Origin of the sequence: Herbaspirillum lusitanum P6-12 (assembly GCF_000256565.1) — a bacterium.
Classification (GTDB): Bacteria; Pseudomonadota; Gammaproteobacteria; order Burkholderiales; family Burkholderiaceae_D; genus Herbaspirillum; species Herbaspirillum lusitanum.
In genome coordinates, this window is the sequence record NZ_AJHH01000091.1 from 1 (window position 1) to 19,249 (window position 19,249).

The 19,249-nt window shown below is 59.6% G+C and carries 14 protein-coding genes and 3 pseudogenes; 5 read left to right on the top strand and 12 right to left on the bottom strand.

Annotation, left to right across the window (positions count from 1 at the left end; translation table 11 throughout):
* The 3 genes and pseudogenes from HLUSI_RS26725 to HLUSI_RS0103165 all read right to left on the bottom strand — a co-directional run.
* Positions 1-237 (bottom strand): annotated as a pseudogene (locus HLUSI_RS26725) (TonB-dependent siderophore receptor); the annotation flags it as partial.
* Positions 238-397: 160 nt separating this feature from the next.
* Positions 398-940, bottom strand: a complete 543-nt coding sequence (locus HLUSI_RS0103160) for a response regulator transcription factor (RefSeq protein ID WP_016832588.1) — start codon at positions 938-940, stop codon at positions 398-400.
* Positions 937-2,316: an ATP-binding protein gene (locus tag HLUSI_RS0103165; protein ID WP_050977621.1), complete on the bottom strand. Its 1,380-nt coding sequence runs from the start codon at positions 2,314-2,316 to the stop codon at positions 937-939. Before HLUSI_RS0103165 ends, HLUSI_RS0103160 begins: the two co-directional genes overlap by 4 nt.
* Before the next feature lie 300 nt (positions 2,317-2,616).
* Here HLUSI_RS0103165 and HLUSI_RS0103170 point away from each other — a divergent pair, with 300 nt between their 5' ends.
* Complete coding sequence (locus HLUSI_RS0103170; RefSeq protein WP_016832590.1) at positions 2,617-4,770, top strand: TonB-dependent receptor; 2,154 nt, start codon at positions 2,617-2,619, stop codon at positions 4,768-4,770.
* A gap of 97 nt (positions 4,771-4,867) precedes the next feature.
* Here HLUSI_RS0103170 and HLUSI_RS0103175 read toward each other — a convergent pair whose 3' ends face one another.
* From HLUSI_RS0103175 to rpsB, 7 genes and pseudogenes are all read right to left on the bottom strand, one after another.
* Positions 4,868-5,371 (bottom strand): GNAT family N-acetyltransferase, encoded by a 504-nt coding sequence (locus HLUSI_RS0103175; RefSeq protein ID WP_016832591.1) that lies wholly within the window; start codon positions 5,369-5,371, stop codon positions 4,868-4,870.
* 73 nt (positions 5,372-5,444) lie between these two features.
* On the bottom strand, positions 5,445-6,473 hold the full coding sequence (locus HLUSI_RS0103180) for a DNA polymerase III subunit delta' (RefSeq protein WP_016832592.1): 1,029 nt from the start codon (positions 6,471-6,473) through the stop codon (positions 5,445-5,447).
* A gap of 65 nt (positions 6,474-6,538) precedes the next feature.
* A pseudogene (locus tag HLUSI_RS32335) lies at positions 6,539-6,715 on the bottom strand (di-trans,poly-cis-decaprenylcistransferase); the annotation flags it as partial.
* A 96-nt stretch (positions 6,716-6,811) separates the two neighbouring features.
* Positions 6,812-7,372, bottom strand: a complete 561-nt coding sequence (frr, locus tag HLUSI_RS0103190) for a ribosome recycling factor (protein ID WP_016832594.1) — start codon at positions 7,370-7,372, stop codon at positions 6,812-6,814.
* A 72-nt stretch (positions 7,373-7,444) separates the two neighbouring features.
* On the bottom strand, positions 7,445-8,161 hold the full coding sequence (gene pyrH, locus HLUSI_RS0103195) for a UMP kinase (RefSeq protein WP_016832595.1): 717 nt from the start codon (positions 8,159-8,161) through the stop codon (positions 7,445-7,447).
* A 260-nt stretch (positions 8,162-8,421) separates the two neighbouring features.
* Positions 8,422-9,306, bottom strand: a complete 885-nt coding sequence (gene tsf / locus HLUSI_RS0103200; RefSeq protein ID WP_016832596.1) for a translation elongation factor Ts — start codon at positions 9,304-9,306, stop codon at positions 8,422-8,424.
* 156 nt (positions 9,307-9,462) lie between these two features.
* Entirely contained in the window at positions 9,463-10,212 is a 750-nt protein-coding gene (gene rpsB, locus HLUSI_RS0103205; protein ID WP_016832597.1) for a 30S ribosomal protein S2, read from the bottom strand.
* 377 nt (positions 10,213-10,589) lie between these two features.
* Here rpsB and map point away from each other — a divergent pair, with 377 nt between their 5' ends.
* The 3 genes from map to HLUSI_RS0103220 all read left to right on the top strand — a co-directional run bounded on the left by map (position 10,590) and on the right by HLUSI_RS0103220 (position 14,828).
* Positions 10,590-11,414: a type I methionyl aminopeptidase gene (gene map / locus HLUSI_RS0103210; RefSeq protein ID WP_016832598.1), complete on the top strand. Its 825-nt coding sequence runs from the start codon at positions 10,590-10,592 to the stop codon at positions 11,412-11,414.
* A 27-nt stretch (positions 11,415-11,441) separates the two neighbouring features.
* On the top strand, positions 11,442-13,994 hold the full coding sequence (locus HLUSI_RS0103215) for a [protein-PII] uridylyltransferase (protein ID WP_016832599.1): 2,553 nt from the start codon (positions 11,442-11,444) through the stop codon (positions 13,992-13,994).
* An 87-nt stretch (positions 13,995-14,081) separates the two neighbouring features.
* Positions 14,082-14,828: a pseudouridine synthase gene (locus HLUSI_RS0103220; RefSeq protein WP_016832600.1), complete on the top strand. Its 747-nt coding sequence runs from the start codon at positions 14,082-14,084 to the stop codon at positions 14,826-14,828.
* A 69-nt stretch (positions 14,829-14,897) separates the two neighbouring features.
* On the opposite strand, the gene HLUSI_RS0103225 is transcribed toward HLUSI_RS0103220, so the two are convergent.
* Together HLUSI_RS0103225 and HLUSI_RS26730 are read right to left on the bottom strand one after the other, a co-directional pair.
* Positions 14,898-15,383, bottom strand: coding sequence for a cyanophycin metabolism-associated DUF1854 family protein (locus HLUSI_RS0103225; protein WP_016832601.1), 486 nt, complete (start codon positions 15,381-15,383; stop codon positions 14,898-14,900).
* Positions 15,380-17,640, bottom strand: a pseudogene (locus tag HLUSI_RS26730) (cyanophycin metabolism-associated ABC transporter). Before HLUSI_RS26730 ends, HLUSI_RS0103225 begins: the two are co-directional and overlap by 4 nt.
* 436 nt (positions 17,641-18,076) lie before the next feature.
* On the opposite strand from HLUSI_RS26730, the gene HLUSI_RS0103235 reads away from it, so the two are divergent.
* On the top strand, positions 18,077-19,249 hold a 1,173-nt coding region (locus HLUSI_RS0103235), incomplete at its 3' end, for a cyanophycin synthetase family protein (RefSeq protein WP_029363062.1).

A 19,249-nucleotide genomic window follows, 5' to 3' on the forward strand; every position in this document is an offset into this window, starting at 1 on the left:
GCGCGCCTCGATGGCGGCGCGGTCGATGATGCTGATGCTGCCAGGGGTGTCGCGCACGCTCAGGCCAAGACGGCTGGCGGTGGAGGCACGCTGGTCGAGCGGAAGTTTTTCGTTGGGTTCGTCGCGCGTGCCGCGCACTTCGATAGGCTCAAGCACGTCGCTTGCGGCGACGCTTGCGCCGCTGCACAAACCGAGCGCGGCGATGGCGATCGCATGTCGCGGCGGCAATGCCAGCATCTGCCTGAAAAACTTCCTCACTATGGTTTCCCCCATCGATTAAAGGGGGCCATGCTAGAGACTCAGGTGCGGCTTGGGAATGCGACAGATTGTCGCAGCGCGTGGATGACAGCGAGCTTGCGCGTGACGGCGGCTTGCGCGCTATCGCAAAACGGTGCCGCTACTTGGCGACCGGACGCTTCGCCAGCTTGCGCTGCAGGGTGCGGCGATGCATATTGAGCGCGCGCGCCGTGGAGGAGATATTGCCCTGATTTTCAACCAGCACGCGCTGGATGTGCTCCCACTCGAGGCGTTCGACCGACAGCGGCGCGGCGGCGTCGGTGTGGTCGAGATCGGCGGAAGCATCGTTGGCGCTATGCTCGAGCGCCGACAGGATGGAATCGAGATTGGCCGGCTTGGCCAGATAATTATCGGCGCCGGCCTTGATCGCCTGCACCGTGGTGGCGATGCTGGCATAGCCGGTCAAGACCAGCAGACGTGCATGCGGCAGTTTTTCACGCAGCGGCGCGATCCATTGCAAACCCGAATCCTGCTGCAATTGCAGGTCGATGGTGGCGTAGGCGAAATCGGTCGTGGCGGCGGCCTTGAGCGCGTCTTCGCCGCTGTGTGCAACGATCGCAGAAAATCCGCGGCGCGACAACGAGCGTGCCAGCGTGGAGGCGAACACGTCGTTGTCGTCGAGGATCAGGAAAGCTGCGCTCATGTTTTTTTCTGGTTGGCAAGGCGGTTGGGGGCGATCAACGGCAAGACCAGCGTCGCGCAAGCGCCCCGCCCTGCCGTGCCGGCGGCAGTTCCAGATGAGGTGCCAGCCGAGGTTCCAGCTGCGGCGGCAAGCGTCAGCTTTCCGCCCATCTGACGCGCCGTGGCGAATGCCAGCATCAGACCGATCCCCTTGCCGCCGGTGCTGCTGCGCACCGGTTCGTAACCGAGCCGCTTCAGCAATTCGGGTGCGATGCCGGGGCCGTCGTCGGCGACGCGAATGATAGCTGAATTCATGACTGCGCTTGCGACAGTATCTTTTTTCAGACTCAGCACCACATCGACTTTACCGTTTTCTGCCACTGCCTGGGCAGCGTTATCGAGCAAGGTCTGCACAATCTGCCCGATCAGTTGCTGATCGCGTGCAGGCGCCATGTCAAGCAGGTCCGGCGCACCTTGCGGCAAGGTCAAGCGAATCGAGATCGCCGGATGACGCAGACGCCAGGCGTCGACGAAATGCCGCAGCCAGTCGCTCAGCCGGACCGGTGCAACCGCGTCAGTTTGCCGCACCTGCACGTCCATGCCCATGCGATCAAGCGCCGTCTTGCACACGGCGATCTGTTCTTCGACCACGGCCAGATCGTCGCGATACATGGTCAGCGCATTGTTGCGTCCTGCTTCGATGCGCAGCTCGCCCGCGATCACCGCCACGGTCGCCAGCGGCGTGCTCATTTCATGCGCGGCGCTGGCTGCCTGCGTGCCGAGCGCAACGATGCGCTCATCCTGCAACTGTTGCTCGCGCGCCTGCGCCAGCTGGGCATCGCGCGACCTCACCGTGGCCGACATGCGCGTCACGAACCAGGTGATCAATGCCGCCGACATCACGAAATTGACCCACATCCCGGCCAGGTGATACGCCGTGGCCTGATCGTGGTCGTGAATGTGCAGAGGCTGGTACAGATACGTGAGTGCCGAATAGCAGGCCAGCGAATACAGCGCCAGGCCGAATGCATAAGCGGACGGCAACACCGCCGCGGCCACCGCCAGCGCCGGCAGATAAAAGGAGACGAAAGGATTGGTCGCGCCGCCGGTGAAATACAACAAGGCCGACAAAGCGCTGACATCAATGCAGAGCTGGAAGAACAACTCCGGCTCGCGCACCGGCTGCGGCAGGCGCATACGCAACCACGTCAGGCCGTTGAACGCCAGCATCAATCCAAGCACGGTGCACAAGGGCGCGAGCGGGAGGCTCAACCCCATGCCGTAGATGGCTGAGGCCACGAGCAAACCCTGCGCCAGCGTCGTCACGCAGCGCATCCAGAAGAGGCGCAGCAGCAACTGATGCTGCGACAAAGGGCGGGAAAGGGAAAGTATCGGCATGGAGCGATTATATGCCGCCCGGCGTCACGCTCACGCTACCCGGCGTACGCAAATATCCCCGACATCGGTTGACGGGAGCTGCAAGGAGGCGCGTGAAATAGGAAATGTTTTTCCGATAGAAAAGATGAAAAATTACAACAGCCAGGTCAAAACTTTACAATCAAGAATACAAACGATAACTATTCGCAATTATAATTGTCACACTTATTCATATCAATACGCTCAGTAGCTTGGGCAGCAAAACCGACCGTCGCTCCAAAGGACCTTATGTACTGCCGCCCTACCCCAGTCGCCGCCGCATTGGCGTTCGCTTTCCTCGCTCCCCTGACCTATTCACTGCCGGCCGGCGCCCAGCAAACGGATACCGCCAAGCCGGACCAAGCGCTGCCGTCGATCACCGTCAACGCCTCGGCCGATGCCTCGGCGAGCGGACTGCCGGAAGCGTATCCGGGCGGTCAGGTAGCGCGTGGCGGACGCGTGGGCTTCCTCGGCAACAAGGATTTCCTCGATACGCCGTTCAATACCACCAGCTACACCCAGGAATTGATCAAGGACCAGCAAGCGCGTGGTATTGCCGATGTCTTGCAAAACGATCCGTCCGTGCGCATTGCGCGCGGCTTCGGCAATTTTCAGGAACAGTATGTCATTCGCGGTTTCGCGCTCAACTCCGACGACCTCGCCTATAACGGTTTGTACGGCCTTTTGCCACGCCAATATGTGGCCACGGAATTGCTGGAGCGCGTCGAAGTTTTGCGTGGCGCGAGCGCGTTCCTGAATGGCATGACACCGGGAAGTTCTGGTGTCGGCGGGACTATCAATTTGTTGCCGAAGCGAGCAACCGGCGAGCCGATCTCGCAAGCCACAGTGGGCTGGGAAACGGGCGGACAAATTTATACAGCTGCGGATATCGGGCGCCGTTTCGGCCCGGAAGAACGCCTTGGTCTCCGCGTCAATGCTGCACGGCGTGAAGGCGGCACCGCGATCGACAAGGAAAACCGCGATCTCGGCCTGCTGTCCGTCGGTGTGGATTATCGCGGCAACAGCTTCCGCTTGTCGGCGGACGTTGGCTATCAAGAGCAAAAACTCAATCAGGCACGCCCCAGCTTCACCGTTGGCTCCTTCGTTCCTGCACTGCCAGGCAACACGGGCAACACTGCGCAAGCCTGGTCGTATTCCAATGAACGAGACTTCTTCGGCACCGCGCGCGCCGAATTCGATCTCACACAGGATGTGACGACATGGCTGGCATACGGTAGCCGCGTCGGCACCGAAAACAATAGCTTGTCGCCGACCACAGTGATCGGCACTGACGGCACTGCCAGCACCTATCGCGCCGACAACACCCGCGTCGACTTCATCCGTACCGGCGAGGCCGGGATTCGCGCCAAATTTGCGACGGCAGGGATCAAGCATGAATTGAGCGCGACGGCCTCCATGTTCACATTGGACAAGAAAAACGCCTTCGCCTGGAGCACCGTCGGTGCATTGAGAACGAATATCTACTCGCCGGTCGCATTGGCGGCTCCCGCAACCGTAACCGCAATTACCGCTGGGGGCGACATGTCGAACCCACGCACCACCGAGTACGAAGAATTGACAAGCTTCGCCGTGGCCGACGCAATGGGATTCCTGGACGACCAACTGCAGGTTACGCTCGGTGCCCGCTATCAAAACGTCAAAGACGTCGGTTATACCTACTACACATCGATTCAGAACAACTATTACAACAAGAGCGCCATTACACCTTTGGTCGCTGCGGTCTACAAGCTGAACAAGAATCTGTCGGTCTACGGCAATTACGTGGAGGGCCTCCAAAAGGGTCCGACTGCGACGGGTGCCGTGGATAATCTGGGACAAATCTTCGCTCCGTACAAGTCCAAGCAAAAAGAACTCGGCCTCAAATATGATGGCGGCAAGATCGGCGGGAGCCTGGCGTTGTTTACCATCGGTCAACCCAATGCCGTCGTCGTCAATCGGATCTACAGTCTGGACGGTGAACAACGTAATCGGGGCGCGGAATTATCCGTCTTTGGCATGGCGGCTCGGGGTCTCAAACTGCTCGGCGGAGTCACGCTGCTCCAAGGAAAGCAAACCCATACTGCGGGTGGCGTCAACGACGGGAAATACGCCGTCGGCGTACCCAAGACCCAAGCAAACATCGGGACGGAATGGGATGTTCCAGGCGTACGAGGCTTGAGTCTGAATGCGCGCGCCGTCTACACCAGCGCACAATACGTGAATGCAGCCAATACATTGGAGATTCCTTCCTGGACACGCTATGACGCCGGTGCTCGTTATGCAACAAGCATTGGATCTCAGGCGGTAACTATCCGTGCTCGCGTCGATAATTTGTTCAATCGCAACTACTGGGCTTCCGCGACCGGAGCTTCCTCCAACTATCTGGTGCAAGGTAATCCGCGCACCTTCACCTTGTCTGCTGCGATCGATTTCTGATCGCAATAATCTCCGACAAACAAAAAGGGAAGCCTCGGCCCTCGGCTTCCCTTTTTCATTCCCGGAACAGAACGACTCCGGCGATCCCCACGGAGTATCAAGCCACCCGCTTCCCCAAAATCACCAGATCCCGCTCCACGCCGTCGAGCGTCGCCACGCGCGGCATGTTGGCCCAGCGTTCGAAGGAAAACGCCTCGAACAACTTCAGGCTCGGCTCGTTATGGCCGAACACGAATCCCAGCAGCGTATGCACTTTGATCGATGGTGCGAAAGCAATGGCTTGTTCCAGGAAGTAACGACCAAGCCCCTGGCCACGTGCTTTCTCGTGCAGGTAGACCGACAGTTCGGCGGTGCCGGCATAGGCCGGGCGGCCGTAGAAATTGGAATACGACAACCAGCCGATGACCTCGCCGTCGCGTTCGGCGACCCACAGCGGACGCTTGTCGGCGGTGTGTTCGTCAAACCAGGCCTGGCGCGAGGCCACGGAAACAGGCTCGGTATCGGCGGTGACCTGGCGCGATGCGACGGTGCTGTTGTAGATGGCGACGATGGCGTCCAGGTCTTGCGGACGCGCCAGGCGATGCGTGTATGCAGTGCTCATGACAAATTTCAACTGGTAGTAACTGGTAAGGTGAAGATGGCGGAGGCGTTCGCAAGGAAGGCCTCCGCCCGGATCAGGCAAACAGCGAAGAATACTCGATCAGCATTTCTTCAATGAACAGCCGCGCCGACAAGGGATGGTCGGCAATCGCGCGACGGTCGTTGGCGGCCTTGAGCGCGGTGGCGATGGTGACCGTGTCGATGCGTCCACTCAATGCGCCAAGCTCCTTGCTGTAGCGCGGATAGTAGCGGATCGGCCCGCCCGACTTCAGTGCGAACAGATCGTACAGCCAGCGCTGCTGCCAGCCGACGAGGTCGGCAACCGGCGTCTTCTGCAGCCGCTCGGCGGTCTTCAACGCAACGTCGATGCCGGGATGGCACAAGGAACGCAGGAATTCATCCATGACCTCGCGGCCATCGCCTTGTGAAGCGTTCAACGCGGCCAGCGGCGCACCGCCCTGCTCCGACAGCCAGACGTCGGCGTCCTTGACGTTCTGCTGCTTGAGCCAGGCCAGGCCGTCATCATGCGACGGCAAGGCCAGTGCGAATTTACGGCAACGCGACAGGATGGTCGGCAACAAGCGGTCGAGCCGGTTCGAGACCAGCAGGAACATGGTGTTCGGCGGCGGCTCTTCCAGCGTTTTCAGCAACGAGTTGGCGGCAGGAGTGTTCAGCGCTTCGGCCGGATACAGCACCACCACGCGCATGCCGGACCGATGCGTGGAGACGTTCATGAAGTCGGCCAGCGCGCGGATCTGGTCGATCTTGATTTCTTTCGAGGGCGTCTTGCTGGCTTTGGCGGTCTTCTTTTCCTCGCCGTCGCCGTCATCGCCGCCGTCTTCGCCATCAAGGATTTCCGGGCGCACGCGACGGTAGTCGGGATGGTTGTACTGCGAGAACCAGCCGCATGAGGCGCAGGCGCCGCAGGCATGGCCATCGGGTTGTACGTCTTCGCACAGCAGCGACTGTGCAAACGACTCGACGAAATCAGTCTTGCCTATGCCTTCGGGGCCGTAGAACAGGATCGCGTGCGGCAAGCGTGCGCGTAGCTGCTGCAGTTGCAGCCAGCTGTCTTCAAGCCAGGGGAAAACGGTATTGCTCATGCGTGTTCAGTCATGGGTGATGGGCATCAGACCGCGTCCAGCAACTGCGCGATTTCCTGCTGGATATCGGCGATGGCGCGGGTTGAGTCGATGACGCGGAAACGCTGCGGAAACTGCACCCCCGCCACGCGCGGCAGGAAGCGTTTGGTCGCCCAACGTCCATTACCATCCATGATGATGGCGACGTGACGCGGCACCGATGAAACCTGGGGCACCGCCTGGGTTGAGCTTTTATGAGTCATACAGTGTAAAAATCCAGATGCGCGACGATGTCTGTATCAGCTCTGCAAACCACAGCCGACCCCGTCATCATCGCATAAACAACAGCGATAACGCACTTACACCGTCAACACTTCTTTTTCTTTTTCGACCACCAGCTTGTCGACTTCAGCGACGAACTTATCGGTCAGTTTCTGGATGTCTTCCTGGCCGCGGCGCTCGTCGTCTTCGGAACAAACCTTGTCCTTGACCAGCTTCTTCAGGCCTTCGTTGGCATCGCGACGAATGTTGCGGATCGAGATCTTGGTGTCTTCGGCTTCGCCCTTGACCAGCTTGACCATTTCCTTGCGACGCTCTTCGGTCAACGCAGGCGTCGGCACGCGGATCAGGTCGCCCTGAGTCGCAGGGTTAAGGCCCAGGTCGGCTTCACGGATGGCCTTCTCGATGACGGCCAGCATCTTCTTGTCAAACGGCTGGACACCGATGGTGCGGGCGTCGATCAGCGTCAGGTTGGCGACTTGCGACAGTTGTGTCGGCGAGCCGTAGTAGTCGACCTGGACGTGGTCCAGGATGCCGGTGTGGGCGCGACCGGTACGCACCTTGGCCAGATCGGCGCGCAGCGATTCGATCGACTTGCTCATTTTTTGTTCGGTGCTTTTCTTGACGTCAGCGATGGTCATGCTGCTCTCCTATCTAAAACCAAATAAACGATGTTCGGAAACGTGAATTTATACGCGAATTTATACCCGAGTTTATACGTGTACCAGCGTGCCTTCATCCTCACCCATGACCACACGCTTGAGGGCGCCCGGCTTGATGATGGAAAACACCTTGATCGGCAGTTTCTGGTCACGGCACAACGCAAATGCGGTGGCGTCCATGACCTGCAGGTGCTTGGCAATCGCTTCGTCGAAAGTGATGGTGCTGTAGCGCGTGGCGGCTGGGTCTTTCTTTGGATCGGCGGTGTAGACGCCGTCGACCTTGGTCGCCTTCAGGACGATCTGGGCGCCGATTTCCGAGCCGCGCAACGCCGCTGCGGTATCGGTGGTGAAGAATGGGTTACCGGTGCCGGCGGCGAACACCACGATCTTGCCTTCCTCGAGGTATTGCAGGGCCTTGGGGCGAACGTAGGGTTCGACCACCTGTTCGATGGCGATTGCCGACATGACGCGTGCCGTCAGGCCGGCCTGGCGCATGGCGTCGGCCAGCGCGAGCGAGTTCATCACCGTGGCCAGCATGCCCATGTAGTCGGCCGTGGCGCGATCCATGCCCTGCGCTCCCGGGGCGACGCCGCGGAAGATGTTGCCGCCGCCGATCACGATCGCCAGTTCAACCCCCATTTGGGTTACTTCCGCCACGTCGGCGACCATGCGCTCGATGGTGGCGCGGTTGATGCCGTAGGTATCGTCGCCCATGAGGGCTTCGCCGGAAAGTTTGAGGAGTACGCGCTTGTAAGCTGGTGTCGTCATGTGCTGGGCTCCGTTTGCTATCCGATTGACTTGTAATTCCGTGCGTCCTGCGCTTCTTCGCGCTGCGCAGCTCGCCTGAGGCGTGGCGCTGCAGCGAGGAAAGGACGCCATTGTATGCTGCCGTACTCTGCTGCCGGGATTTGGTTACATGTTGAAATGTCTGGCCGATGACAAGACAGATCTTATCCAAAGTCCCCGAACCTGTCGAAAGGTCCCGACAGGCTTAAAAAAACGGGCCTCTCGGCCCGCTTCCTTGTTGCTTACTGCGCTTGCTTGGCGGCAGCAACCTGGGCTGCCACCTCGGCTGCGAAGTCATCCTGTTTCTTCTCGATGCCTTCACCAACCACAAACATGCTGAATGACTTGACGGAGGTGTTCGCCGCCTTGAGCATTTGTTCAACGGTTTGCTTGTCGTTCTTCACGAACGACTGGTTGAACAGCGACACTTCCTTCAGGTACTTTTGCACCGAACCGTCGACCATCTTGGCGACGATGTCGGCCGGCTTGCCGGATTCGGCAGCCTTCAGCGACGCGACCGAACGCTCTTTCTCGATCAGATCGGCAGGCACTTGATCCGACGACAGCGCAACCGGCTTCATCGCCGCGATGTGCATGGCGACGTCCTTGCCGACTTGTTCGTCAGCACCGTCGAATTCGACGACCACGCCGATGCGCGTGCCGTGCAGGTAGGACACCAGCTTGCCGGTAGTTTCGAAGCGTTGGAAACGACGGATCGACATGTTTTCGCCGATGCGGCCGATCAGTTCGGTACGTGTTTCTTCAACTGTCTTGTCGCCCAGCGGCAGTGCAGCCAATGCGGCCAGATCGGCAGGATTCTTTTCTGCGATCACTTTGGCGACGGCATTTGCCAGAGCAATGAATTCATCGTTCTTGGTGACGAAGTCGGTTTCACAGTTGATTTCCACCAGCGCGCCAATGCCGCCGGCGATGTAAGTTGCGACAACGCCTTCCGAAGTGATGCGGGAAGAAGCCTTGGATGCCTTGCTGCCCAGTTTCACACGCAGGATTTCTTCAGCGCGGACCATGTCGCCTTCGGCTTCGGTCAGTGCCTTCTTGCATTCCATCATCGGCGCGTCGGTCTTCGCGCGCAGTTCGCCTACCAGTGCTGCGGTAATTGCCGCCATATATTTCTCCTAACTAAGTTGACATGCCGTCATCGGGGACGCCACATCGGGAATTCGATCAATTTACTCAAAAAAAAGGGGCGAACTGCGCTAACTCTCGCTGTTACCCCTTTTCTTGTCGCCCGCGGATGTACCTCCACGGGCGCTGCAGGCAAATTAAGCCTGTTCGTTCACTTCAACGAATTCGTCGCCACCGTTCTTGACGGCTTCGACAACTTCGTTCACCGCATTTTCACGGCCTTCCAGGATCGCGTCAGCAACACCGCGAGCGTACAGAGCGATTGCCTTGGCGGAATCGTCGTTGCCTGGAATGATGTAAGTCACGCCTTCTGGCGAGTGGTTGGTATCAACCACGCCGATAACCGGGATGCCCAGCTTGGCGGCTTCAGTGATGGCGCCCTTGTGGTAACCGACGTCGATCACGAAGATGGCGTCAGGAATGCCGCCCATATCCTTGATGCCGCCGATTGCCTTTTGCAGCTTTTCTTGTTCGCGGCTGAACAGCAGGGCTTCTTTCTTGCTCAGCTTTTCATTGGAACCGTCAGCGATGGAGGCTTCCATGTCCTTCAGACGCTTGATCGATGTCTTGATAGTCTTGAAGTTGGTCAGCATGCCGCCCAACCAGCGTTGGTCGACGTAAGGAACGCCTGCGCGCTGCGCTTCAGCGGCGATGGTGTCGCGTGCTTGACGCTTGGTGCCGACAAACAGGATAGTGCCGCGGTTGGACGACAGTTGGCGCACGTACTTCAGCGCTTCCTGATACATGCCCAGGGTCTTTTCCAGGTTGACGATGTGAATCTTGTTGCGATGACCGAAGATAAACGGGGCCATCTTTGGGTTCCAGAAGCGTGTTTGGTGACCGAAGTGGACACCAGCTTCCAGCATTTCGCGCATAGTTACGGACATAAATTTCTCCAGGGTTAGGTCTGGAATCCATTCGGCCATCCGGGAGGACAGATCAACTGCTGCCCGGACACCCTTTGCGAACGGATTCGCGATTCAAAATTAACAACAACTTGGTTACTTCATCACTTATTTCACCGAAGCAAGATTTGCATCAAACGACCAAGAACATTCGTCCGAAGCTGCAAAAACTCGCTTTCCAACCTTAGTGACTCAAGTTAGCCGAGCATTCTACCTCATCCGGAGAATCCATTCAAGCGCCGAAAGCATTGTTTTCATTAGCTTTTGCCCCTTCCGTGCAGCCAATCCGCGCCGACAGAACTGCCGCCCCTCGTCTATAATCTCTACTTAACGATTTTTAGCGAACTGCGACAAACTTTATGGGCTCCATCTCCATCAAAACCGCCGAAGATATCGAAGGCATGCGCGTGGCCGGCAAACTGGCCGCCGAAGTGCTCGACTACATCGCGCCCTTCGTCAAGGCCGGCACCACTACCGGCGAACTTGACCGCCTGTGCCACGAGTACATGACCAACGTGCAGGACACCATCCCGGCGCCGCTGAACTACTGCCCGCCGGGCTATACGCCTTACCCGAAGGCAATCTGCACCTCGCTCAACGACATCATCTGCCACGGCATCCCGGGCGACAAGGTCATGAAGAACGGCGATGTCCTGAACATCGACATCACGGTGATCAAAAACGGCTACCACGGCGACACCAGCCGCATGTTTTTCATCGGCGAACCGTCGATCCTGGCACGCCGCCTGACGGAAATCACTTATGAATGCATGTGGCTCGGCATTTCCAAAATCAAGCCGGGCGCGCATCTGGGCGACATCGGCCATGTCATCCAGCAGCATGCGGAAAAAGCCGGCTACAGCGTGGTGCGCGAGTTTTGCGGCCACGGCATCGGCACGGTCTTCCATGAAGAACCGCAAGTGCTGCACTACGGCCGCCCCGGCACACTGGAAAAGCTCGAAGCCGGCATGATCTTCACGGTCGAACCGATGATCAACGCCGGCCGCCGCGAAATCCGCGAAATGGGCGACGGCTGGACCATCAAGACCAAGGATCGCAGCCTGTCGGCGCAATGGGAACACACCGTGCTGGTGACCGAAACCGGTTTCGAAGTGCTGACGGTATCGCCCGGCATGCCTGCGCCTCCGGCCTTCATCCAGCAAGCGGCCCCTGTTCTCGCCTGATTTGCCCGATCCATCGACCGGATTTCTATGCCCTCCCTTGCCGTCATCCTCAAAAAACAACTCAAAGCATCGCGCCAGGAAGCCATCGAGGCATTCCAGGCTGACGGCAAGACCGACCATCTGTTGACGCAACTGCGCCGCAATGTCGACGCTGCACTTACCGAAGCGTGGAACAAATGCGATCTTCCGCGCGACATCGCGCTGGTCGCGGTCGGCGGCTATGGACGCGGCGAGCTGTTTCCGCATTCCGACGTCGATGTGCTGATCCTGCTCGACGAAACACCCGGCAAGGCCATGCAGGAAAAACTGGAATCGCTGGTGCAGCTGTTCTGGGACATCGGCCTGGAGATCGGCCACAGCATCCGCACCATCGACGAATGCATGAGCGAATCGGCCGCCGACATCACGGTGCAGACCAGCCTGCTGGAAGCGCGGCTGGTGACCGGCAACAAGACGCTGTTCCAGTTGCTCCAGGTGAAATGCCAGGCCGCCATGGATCCACGCGCCTTTTTCCTTGCAAAAACCCTGGAACTGCGCCAGCGCCACGTCAAATACGAAGACACGCCCTACAGCCTGGAACCGAACTGCAAGGAAAGCCCGGGCGGCCTGCGCGACCTGCAGGTGATCCTGTGGGTGGCCAAGGCGGCCGGCCTGGGAGATTCCTGGAGCAAACTGGCCCAGCGCGGCCTGCTGACCGCAACCGAAGCGCGCCAGCTGACGCAAAAGGAGCGCGCCTTCAAGGACATCCGGATCCGCCTGCACATCTACACCAACCGCCGCGAAGACCGGCTGGTGTTCGATATCCAGACCCCGATCGCCGAGAGTTTCGGCTTCAAGAGCACGGACACGCGCCGCGCCAGCGAATACCTGATGCAGCGCTATTACTGGGCTGCCAAGGCGGTCACGCAGCTCAACACGATCCTGTTGCAAAACATCGAAGCGCAACTGTTCCCGCAGGACGTCATCCCGCAAAAGATCAACGAGCGCTTCAACGAACTCAACGGCTTCCTCGACATCGCCCACGACAATGTTTTCGAAGACACCCCGTCGGCCATGCTGGAAGTCTTCCTGGTGCTGGCCCAGCATCAGGAACTCAAGGACATGTCGGCGCGCACCATGCGGGCGCTGTGGCATGCGCGCTTCAAGATCGATAACGCCTTCCGCGCCGATCCGGTCAACCACGCGCTGTTCATGCAGATCCTGCAAGGCAAGCGCGGCATCATGCACGCGCTGCGCGGGATGAACCAGACCAGCGTGCTGGGCCGCTACCTGCCCAACTTCCGCCGCATCGTCGGCCAGATGCAGCACGACCTGTTCCACGTCTATACGGTCGACCAGCACATCCTGATGGTGGTGCGCAATGTGCGCCGCTTCACGATGAGCGAGCATGCGCATGAATACCCGTTCTGCAGCCAGCTCATGGCCAACTTCGCGCAACCGTGGATCCTGTATGTGGCGGCGCTGTTCCACGACATCGCCAAGGGCCGCGGCGGCGATCATTCCAAACTGGGCATGGCCGATGCACGCCAGTTCTGCGTGCAGCACGGCATCTCGGAAGCGAACACCGAGCTCGTGGTGTTCCTGGTCGAACATCACCTGAGCATGTCGCAAGTGGCGCAAAAACAGGATTTGTCGGACCCCGACGTGATCCAGCAATTCGCCGATTCGGTCAAGGACGAGCGCCACCTGACCGCGCTGTACCTGCTGACCGTGGCCGATATCCGCGGCACCAGCCCGAAGGTCTGGAACGCCTGGAAAGGCAAGCTGCTGGAAGACCTGTACCGCATGACCCTGCGCGTGCTCGGCGGCGAAGCGCCGTCGGCCGACCGCGAACTCAAGAACACCCAGCAGGAAGCGATCAAGACGCTGCGCCTGTACGGCCTGCCTGCCGATGCCCATGAAAACTTCTGGCGCCAGCTCGACGTCGCCTACTTCCTGCGCCTCGATGCATCCGATATCGCCTGGCAGACGCGCTCGTTCTACGACAAGATGGACAGCAAGGTGCCGCTCGTCAAATGCCGCCTGGCGCCGATCGGCGAAGGCGTGCAAGTCGCGGTATATACGCCGGACCAGCCCGATCTGTTCGCACGCATCTGCAGCTATTTCGATGAAAAGAACTTCAGCATTCTCGACGCCAAGATCCACACGACCAAGACCAATTACGCGCTCGACGCCTTCCTGATCAGCGCCCCGGTGTTCGCCAAGAATTACCGCGACATCATCAACCTGATCGAGCATGAACTGGCGCATTTGCTGCAATCCGACAGTCCGCTGCCGACGCCGGCGAAGGGTCGCTTGTCGCGCCTGTCGCGCACCTTCCCGATCAATCCGTCGGTCGATCTGCGCCCGGATGAACGCGGCCAGTATTACCTGCTGTCGGTGTCGGCCAACGATCGCAACGGCCTGCTTTACACGATCTCCAACATTCTCGCCAAGTACAAGATCAACCTGCACACCGCCAAGGTGATGACGCTCGGTGAGCGTGTCGAAGACGTGTTCCTGGTCGACGGTGCGGCGCTCAACCATCCGCGCAACCAGATCATGCTGGAAACCGATTTGCTCAAGGCGCTGCGTATCTGATAGCTGGCATGCGCTGCTGTTATGGCGTTTTCCCCCGTTGGCTTTTTTTCACTTTACTTAACCAGATTTTCACCTAGCTTATCCATCATGACTGAACCCGTACGCCTGTCCAAACGCATGTCCGAACTCGGCCTCTGTTCACGCCGGGAGGCCGACGAATGGATAGAAAAAGGCTGGGTCCGCGTCGACGGCCAGGTGGTCTCGGTACTCGGCAGCAAGGTGTTGCCGCACCAGCGCGTGAGCGTCGAGCGCCAGGCCGCTGCGGAGCAATCCAAGCGCGTCACCATCCTGATCAACAAACCAACGGGCTTCGTCAGCGGCCAGGCTGAAGACGGCTACAAACCTGCGGTCGCGCTGGTGGAAGCCGCCACGCGCTGGAAGGAAGACCAGGTCGACACGCAATTCCATCCGACGCAGTTGCGCAGCCTGGTGCCGGCCGGTCGCCTGGACATCGACTCCGTCGGTTTGCTGGTGCTGACGCAGGACGGCCGCATCGCCAAGCAACTGATCGGCGAAGACACCAGCGTCGACAAGGAATACCTGGTGCGCGTGCAGTACACCAAGCCGGGCAAGCTGCCCGACAGCGACCTCAAACGACTCAATCATGGCCTGTCATTGGACGGCAAAGCGCTTAAACCGGCGAAGGTGCGCTGGCAAAACGAGGATCAGCTCAGCTTCATCCTCAATGAAGGCAAGAAGCGCCAGATCCGTCGCATGTGTGAACTGGTCGGACTGAAAGTCGTCGGCCTCAAGCGCGTACGCATCGGCGGCGTCAAGCTCGGCGACTTGCCAACGGGGGAATGGCGTTACCTGCGCCCTGACGAGCAATTCTGAAAAGCTTTGAGGTATAAAAAAACGGCTGCGACCGATACGGAAGCAGCCGTTTTTTATTGCGTGCCGGCTTTACAGGAAGCGATCCAGAATCTTGCGGCCGTGCTTGTCCAGCGCCTTGATGTCGCGAATCAGGAACTGGATGCCGTGACTGTCGGCGATCAGCAAAGCCGAATTGGGCAGGCGGCGAATATCTTCTTCACCCTTGAGCGTGAACGAGGTATTGCCGCGATTGGTTTCCACTTCCCAGATGCTCGGCGTGGCGAAACTGGAGACACCGACGATGCGGCTGATCTGCGGCATGAATTCGCGCGCGGCCAGTTCTTCTTCGATGATGAGCCGCAGTTCCGGCGAGATGTCCGACCATAGTTCGATCCAGGCCAGTTCATGGCCATCGGCGCTGACCAGAGCAATGCCTTCATCAGGCGCACCGATCGGGAAAGCGCGCACGGGAATTGCGCCTTCGTGCGTGACGCCTTCCGCGTCGACGAAGACCAGGCGGCCGAAACTGTTCCGATGCAAGGTGAAATTATGGGTGCCGGCGTTCGTAGTCATCATTCGTCGTCCTTCTCTTCGCTACCCGACACCTCGGCTTCGGGATTACGCGCCTGCGCCTGATACAGGCGATAGTAGGCGCCCTGCTTTGCCATCAATTCTTCATGCGGCCCGACCTCGACCACCTGCCCGCGATCCAGCACCACCAGGCGATCGTCGACAGGCGGTGCGCAATGGCAATCGTGGTACGGCCTTGCACCAGGTTGTCCAGCGCCTTCTGGATTTCCTTTTCGGTAGTCGTATCGACCGAGGAAGTCGCCTCATCCAGGATCAGGATGCGCGGATCGATCAGCAGCGCGCGCGCAATCGAGATGCGCTGGCGCTCGCCACCCGACAAGGCCTGGCCGCGCTCACCCACCAGCGAGTCATAGCCCTGCGGCAGGCGCAGGATGAATTCATGCGCATGGGCCGCACGGGCGGCGGCGATGATTTCCTCGCGGGTGGCTTCCGGCTTGCCGTAGGCAATGTTCTCGGCGATCGTGCCGAAGAACAGGAACGGCTCCTGCAACACCAGCCCGATATTGCGGCGATATTCGGAAATCGGCAGCGAGCGGATGTCGACGCCGTCGATGCGGATCGAACCTTCGGATACATCGTAGAAACGGCAGATCAGATTGACCATGGTGCTCTTGCCGGAACCGCTGTGACCGACCAGGCCGATCATCTCACCCGGCGCAATCGACAGATCGACGCCGCGCATGACCGAGCGATTGCCGTAGCGGAAGCCGACGTTGCGCAGCTCGATGGCGCCCTTCACTTTTTCGATGTGCACCGGATTGGCCGGTTCAGGCACGCTCGACACGTGGTCAAGGATGTCGAAGATCCGCTTGGCGCCGGCAGCCGCCTTTTGCGTGACCGATACGATTCGGCTCATCGAATCCAGACGCGTATAGAAACGGCTGATGTACGCCAGGAACGCGGTCAGTACACCGACTGTGATCTGGTTATGCGAAACCTGCCAGATGCCGAAGACCCACACCACCAGCAGGCCGATTTCGGTCAGCATGGTCACCGTCGGCGTGAACAGCGACCAGATCTTGTTGACGCGATCGTTGACCACCAGGTTGTGGCGGTTGGCTTCCTTGAAGCGGGCCGCTTCGCGCTTTTCCTGGGCGAAGGCCTTGACCACGCGGATGCCCGGGATGGTGTCGGCCAGCACGTTGGTGACTTCCGACCAGATGCGGTCGATCTTCTCGAAACCGTGGCGCAGGCGATCGCGCACTACATGGATCATCCAGGCAATGAACGGCAACGGCAGCAAGGTCACCAGCGCCAGCCAGGGATTGATCGAAATCAGGATCACCGCCGTCATGATGATCATCAGGACGTCGATGATGAAGTCCAGCAGATGCAGCGACAGGAACACGCAGATGCGATCGGTCTCGGAACCGATGCGCGCCATCAGGTCGCCGGTGCGCTTGCCGCCGAAGTATTCCTGCGACAACCGCAGCAGATGTTCGTAAGTCGTGGTGCGCAGGTCGGCGCCGATGCGCTCGCTCACCAGCGCGAGGATGTAGGTGCGGCCCCAGCCCAGTATCCAGGCGACCATGGCAGAACCGAGCAGGCCGCTCAGGTACAGGCCGGCCAGATGGGAATCCAGCGGCGCGCCGTTCTGGAATGGAATCAGCACGTTGTCCATCAGCGGCATCGTCATGTACGGCGGCACCAGCGTCGCGGCGGTGGACGCCAGCGTCAGCAGGAAACCCAGCAGCAAGGATCCCTTGTACGGTTTGGCGAAGCGCGTCAGCCGGAACAGCGCCCAGGTCGACGGCGGCGCCTCTTTGGCTTCCGGACAGATGGCGCAGGTTTCCTGGCCCTGCGGGATCGGCGCCTTGCATTGCGGGCAAACATCCAGTTCTTCTTCCATTGCGGCCTGGCCGGAAGTCCGGGCGTCGCGTTGCTGGTCGAACTGGTTGATCAGGCGCAGCGCCTGCGGATTTTGCGCCAGCGTGTAGCGCCAGAAAGCCAACCGGGACTGCCCGTCTTGCAACTCGAGACTGCCGACGCCGGCGTGGTCATGGTGCTTCAGCGCCAGGCCGACACGGTATTCCCAAGCGGTCCAGCCTTCGTTGTCATTGTCCTTGGCGAGCAGGCGACGGTCGGTGGCGACAATCATGCCGCGGCTGAATTTCAGCGTGGCGTCGAGGTCGAGCTCGAGCCAGGCGACGATCTTTTCTTCGGGCGCCAGCTGGGCTTGCGCTTCCGCGCGCCACGGCGCGGGCAAATTGGAGGAGCTTGGGATGAGGGATTCTCTATTCATCTGAACGGCATGTTTGTCCTGTGCGGACAGTGAGGAATGGTTTTGCTGGCAACTTTTTGCCGACAATCTATGCCGCGCATATTATATCGCAAGGGTTTGCCACCCCGACAACGCGCTGAGCCCCTCCTGCGATGACAAACAAAGCGCCGGTTTGACTGCGAACCCTGACGATTTCCTGATTTTTTTGCATGCAAGACCGCAAACAGTCTGAGACAATATCGTTACATATTGTGTATACCGGCAACTTATGGGAAGGGGCTGGGACAAATGTGGAACGAAGTACAAGAAAATCCTGCAAAAACAGTCGCAGGCCGATGGTAGCGCTCGCATTTTGTTGATACGGAAGTAAACCAATCGGCGCTTAATGCGTTATTCATTCTTGAATCATGCCTGGATCGACAGAACGCACAACGCTTAGCGGCACAACTGCTTACTCATGAAAAATATAGAATTTCTCCGTATCCTCCCGTTGCACGGCCCCAATATCTGGACCTATCGCCCTGCGCTGGAGGTCTGGATCGACATCGGAGAACTGGAAGATTTTCCGTCGAACATCATTCCCGGCTTCAATGAACGCCTGACCGGCTGGCTGCCTTCGCTGGTCGAACACCGCTGCAGCTACGGCGAGCGCGGCGGCTTCCTGCAGCGCCTGAAAGAAGGCACCTGGCCCGGCCACATCATGGAACACGTCACGCTCGAGCTGCAAAATCTGGCCGGCCTGCCCGGCGGTTTCGGCAAGGCGCGTGAAACATCCACGCGCGGCGTCTACAAAGTCGTCGTCCGCGCCCGTCACGAACAAGTCACACGCGCCGCCCTCTACGCCGGTCGCGACCTGGTCATGGCCGCGATCGAAGACAAGCCTTTCGACGTCGATGCGACCATCGAAAAACTGCGCGACATGGTCGATTCTCTGTGTCTCGGCCCCAGCACCGCCTGTATCGTGGACGCCGCCGACGAGCGCCGCATCCCATCGATCCGCCTGTCGGAAGGCAACCTGGTCCAGCTCGGCCACGGCTGCAAGCAGCGCCGCATCTGGACCGCAGAGACCGACCAGACCAGCGCCATCGCCGAAAGCATCTCGCGCGACAAGGACCTAACCAAGACACTGCTGCAATCCTGCGGCGTCGCCATTCCTGAAGGCCGCATCGTCGACAGCCCGGCCGATGCCTGGGAAGCCGCCGAAGACATCGGCCTGCCGGTGGTCGTCAAGCCGTCCGACGCCAACCACGGCCGCGGCGTCTTCATCGACCTGAACACCCAAGCTGAAGTTGAAACCGCCTATAAAGCCGCGCTCGAAGAAGGCAGCAGCGTGCTGGTCGAACGCTTCATCCGCGGCAACGAACATCGCCTGCTGATCGTCGGCGGCAAGCTGGCCGCCGCCGCACGCGGCGAACCGATCTTCGTCGTCGGCGACGGCGTCTCGACCATTTCGCAACTGATCGACGTGGTCAACATGGATCCGCGCCGCGGCGACCTGGAAGAACACCCGCTGAACCCGGTCATTCTCGACCGCGAGCCGGCAGCCCGGCTTGAACTGGAACGCCAGGGCCTGAGCGCAGATTCCGTACCGCCAAACGGCAAAAAGGTTTTGTTGCTCCGCAATGGCAAA

Coding starts and splice junctions, on each gene's coding strand:
- HLUSI_RS0103175 (WP_016832591.1), bottom strand. CDS start 5,371: ATGAGCACTGCATACACGCATCGCCTGGCGCGTCCGCAAGACCTGGAC.
- HLUSI_RS0103165 (WP_050977621.1), bottom strand. CDS start 2,316: ATGCCGATACTTTCCCTTTCCCGCCCTTTGTCGCAGCATCAGTTGCTG.
- tsf (WP_016832596.1), bottom strand. CDS start 9,306: ATGGCGGCAATTACCGCAGCACTGGTAGGCGAACTGCGCGCGAAGACC.
- HLUSI_RS0103220 (WP_016832600.1), top strand. CDS start 14,082: ATGACTGAACCCGTACGCCTGTCCAAACGCATGTCCGAACTCGGCCTC.
- map (WP_016832598.1), top strand. CDS start 10,590: ATGGGCTCCATCTCCATCAAAACCGCCGAAGATATCGAAGGCATGCGC.
- HLUSI_RS0103215 (WP_016832599.1), top strand. CDS start 11,442: ATGCCCTCCCTTGCCGTCATCCTCAAAAAACAACTCAAAGCATCGCGC.
- pyrH (WP_016832595.1), bottom strand. CDS start 8,161: ATGACGACACCAGCTTACAAGCGCGTACTCCTCAAACTTTCCGGCGAA.
- frr (WP_016832594.1), bottom strand. CDS start 7,372: ATGACCATCGCTGACGTCAAGAAAAGCACCGAACAAAAAATGAGCAAG.
- HLUSI_RS0103180 (WP_016832592.1), bottom strand. CDS start 6,473: ATGAGCAATACCGTTTTCCCCTGGCTTGAAGACAGCTGGCTGCAACTG.
- HLUSI_RS0103160 (WP_016832588.1), bottom strand. CDS start 940: ATGAGCGCAGCTTTCCTGATCCTCGACGACAACGACGTGTTCGCCTCC.
- rpsB (WP_016832597.1), bottom strand. CDS start 10,212: ATGTCCGTAACTATGCGCGAAATGCTGGAAGCTGGTGTCCACTTCGGT.
- HLUSI_RS0103225 (WP_016832601.1), bottom strand. CDS start 15,383: ATGATGACTACGAACGCCGGCACCCATAATTTCACCTTGCATCGGAAC.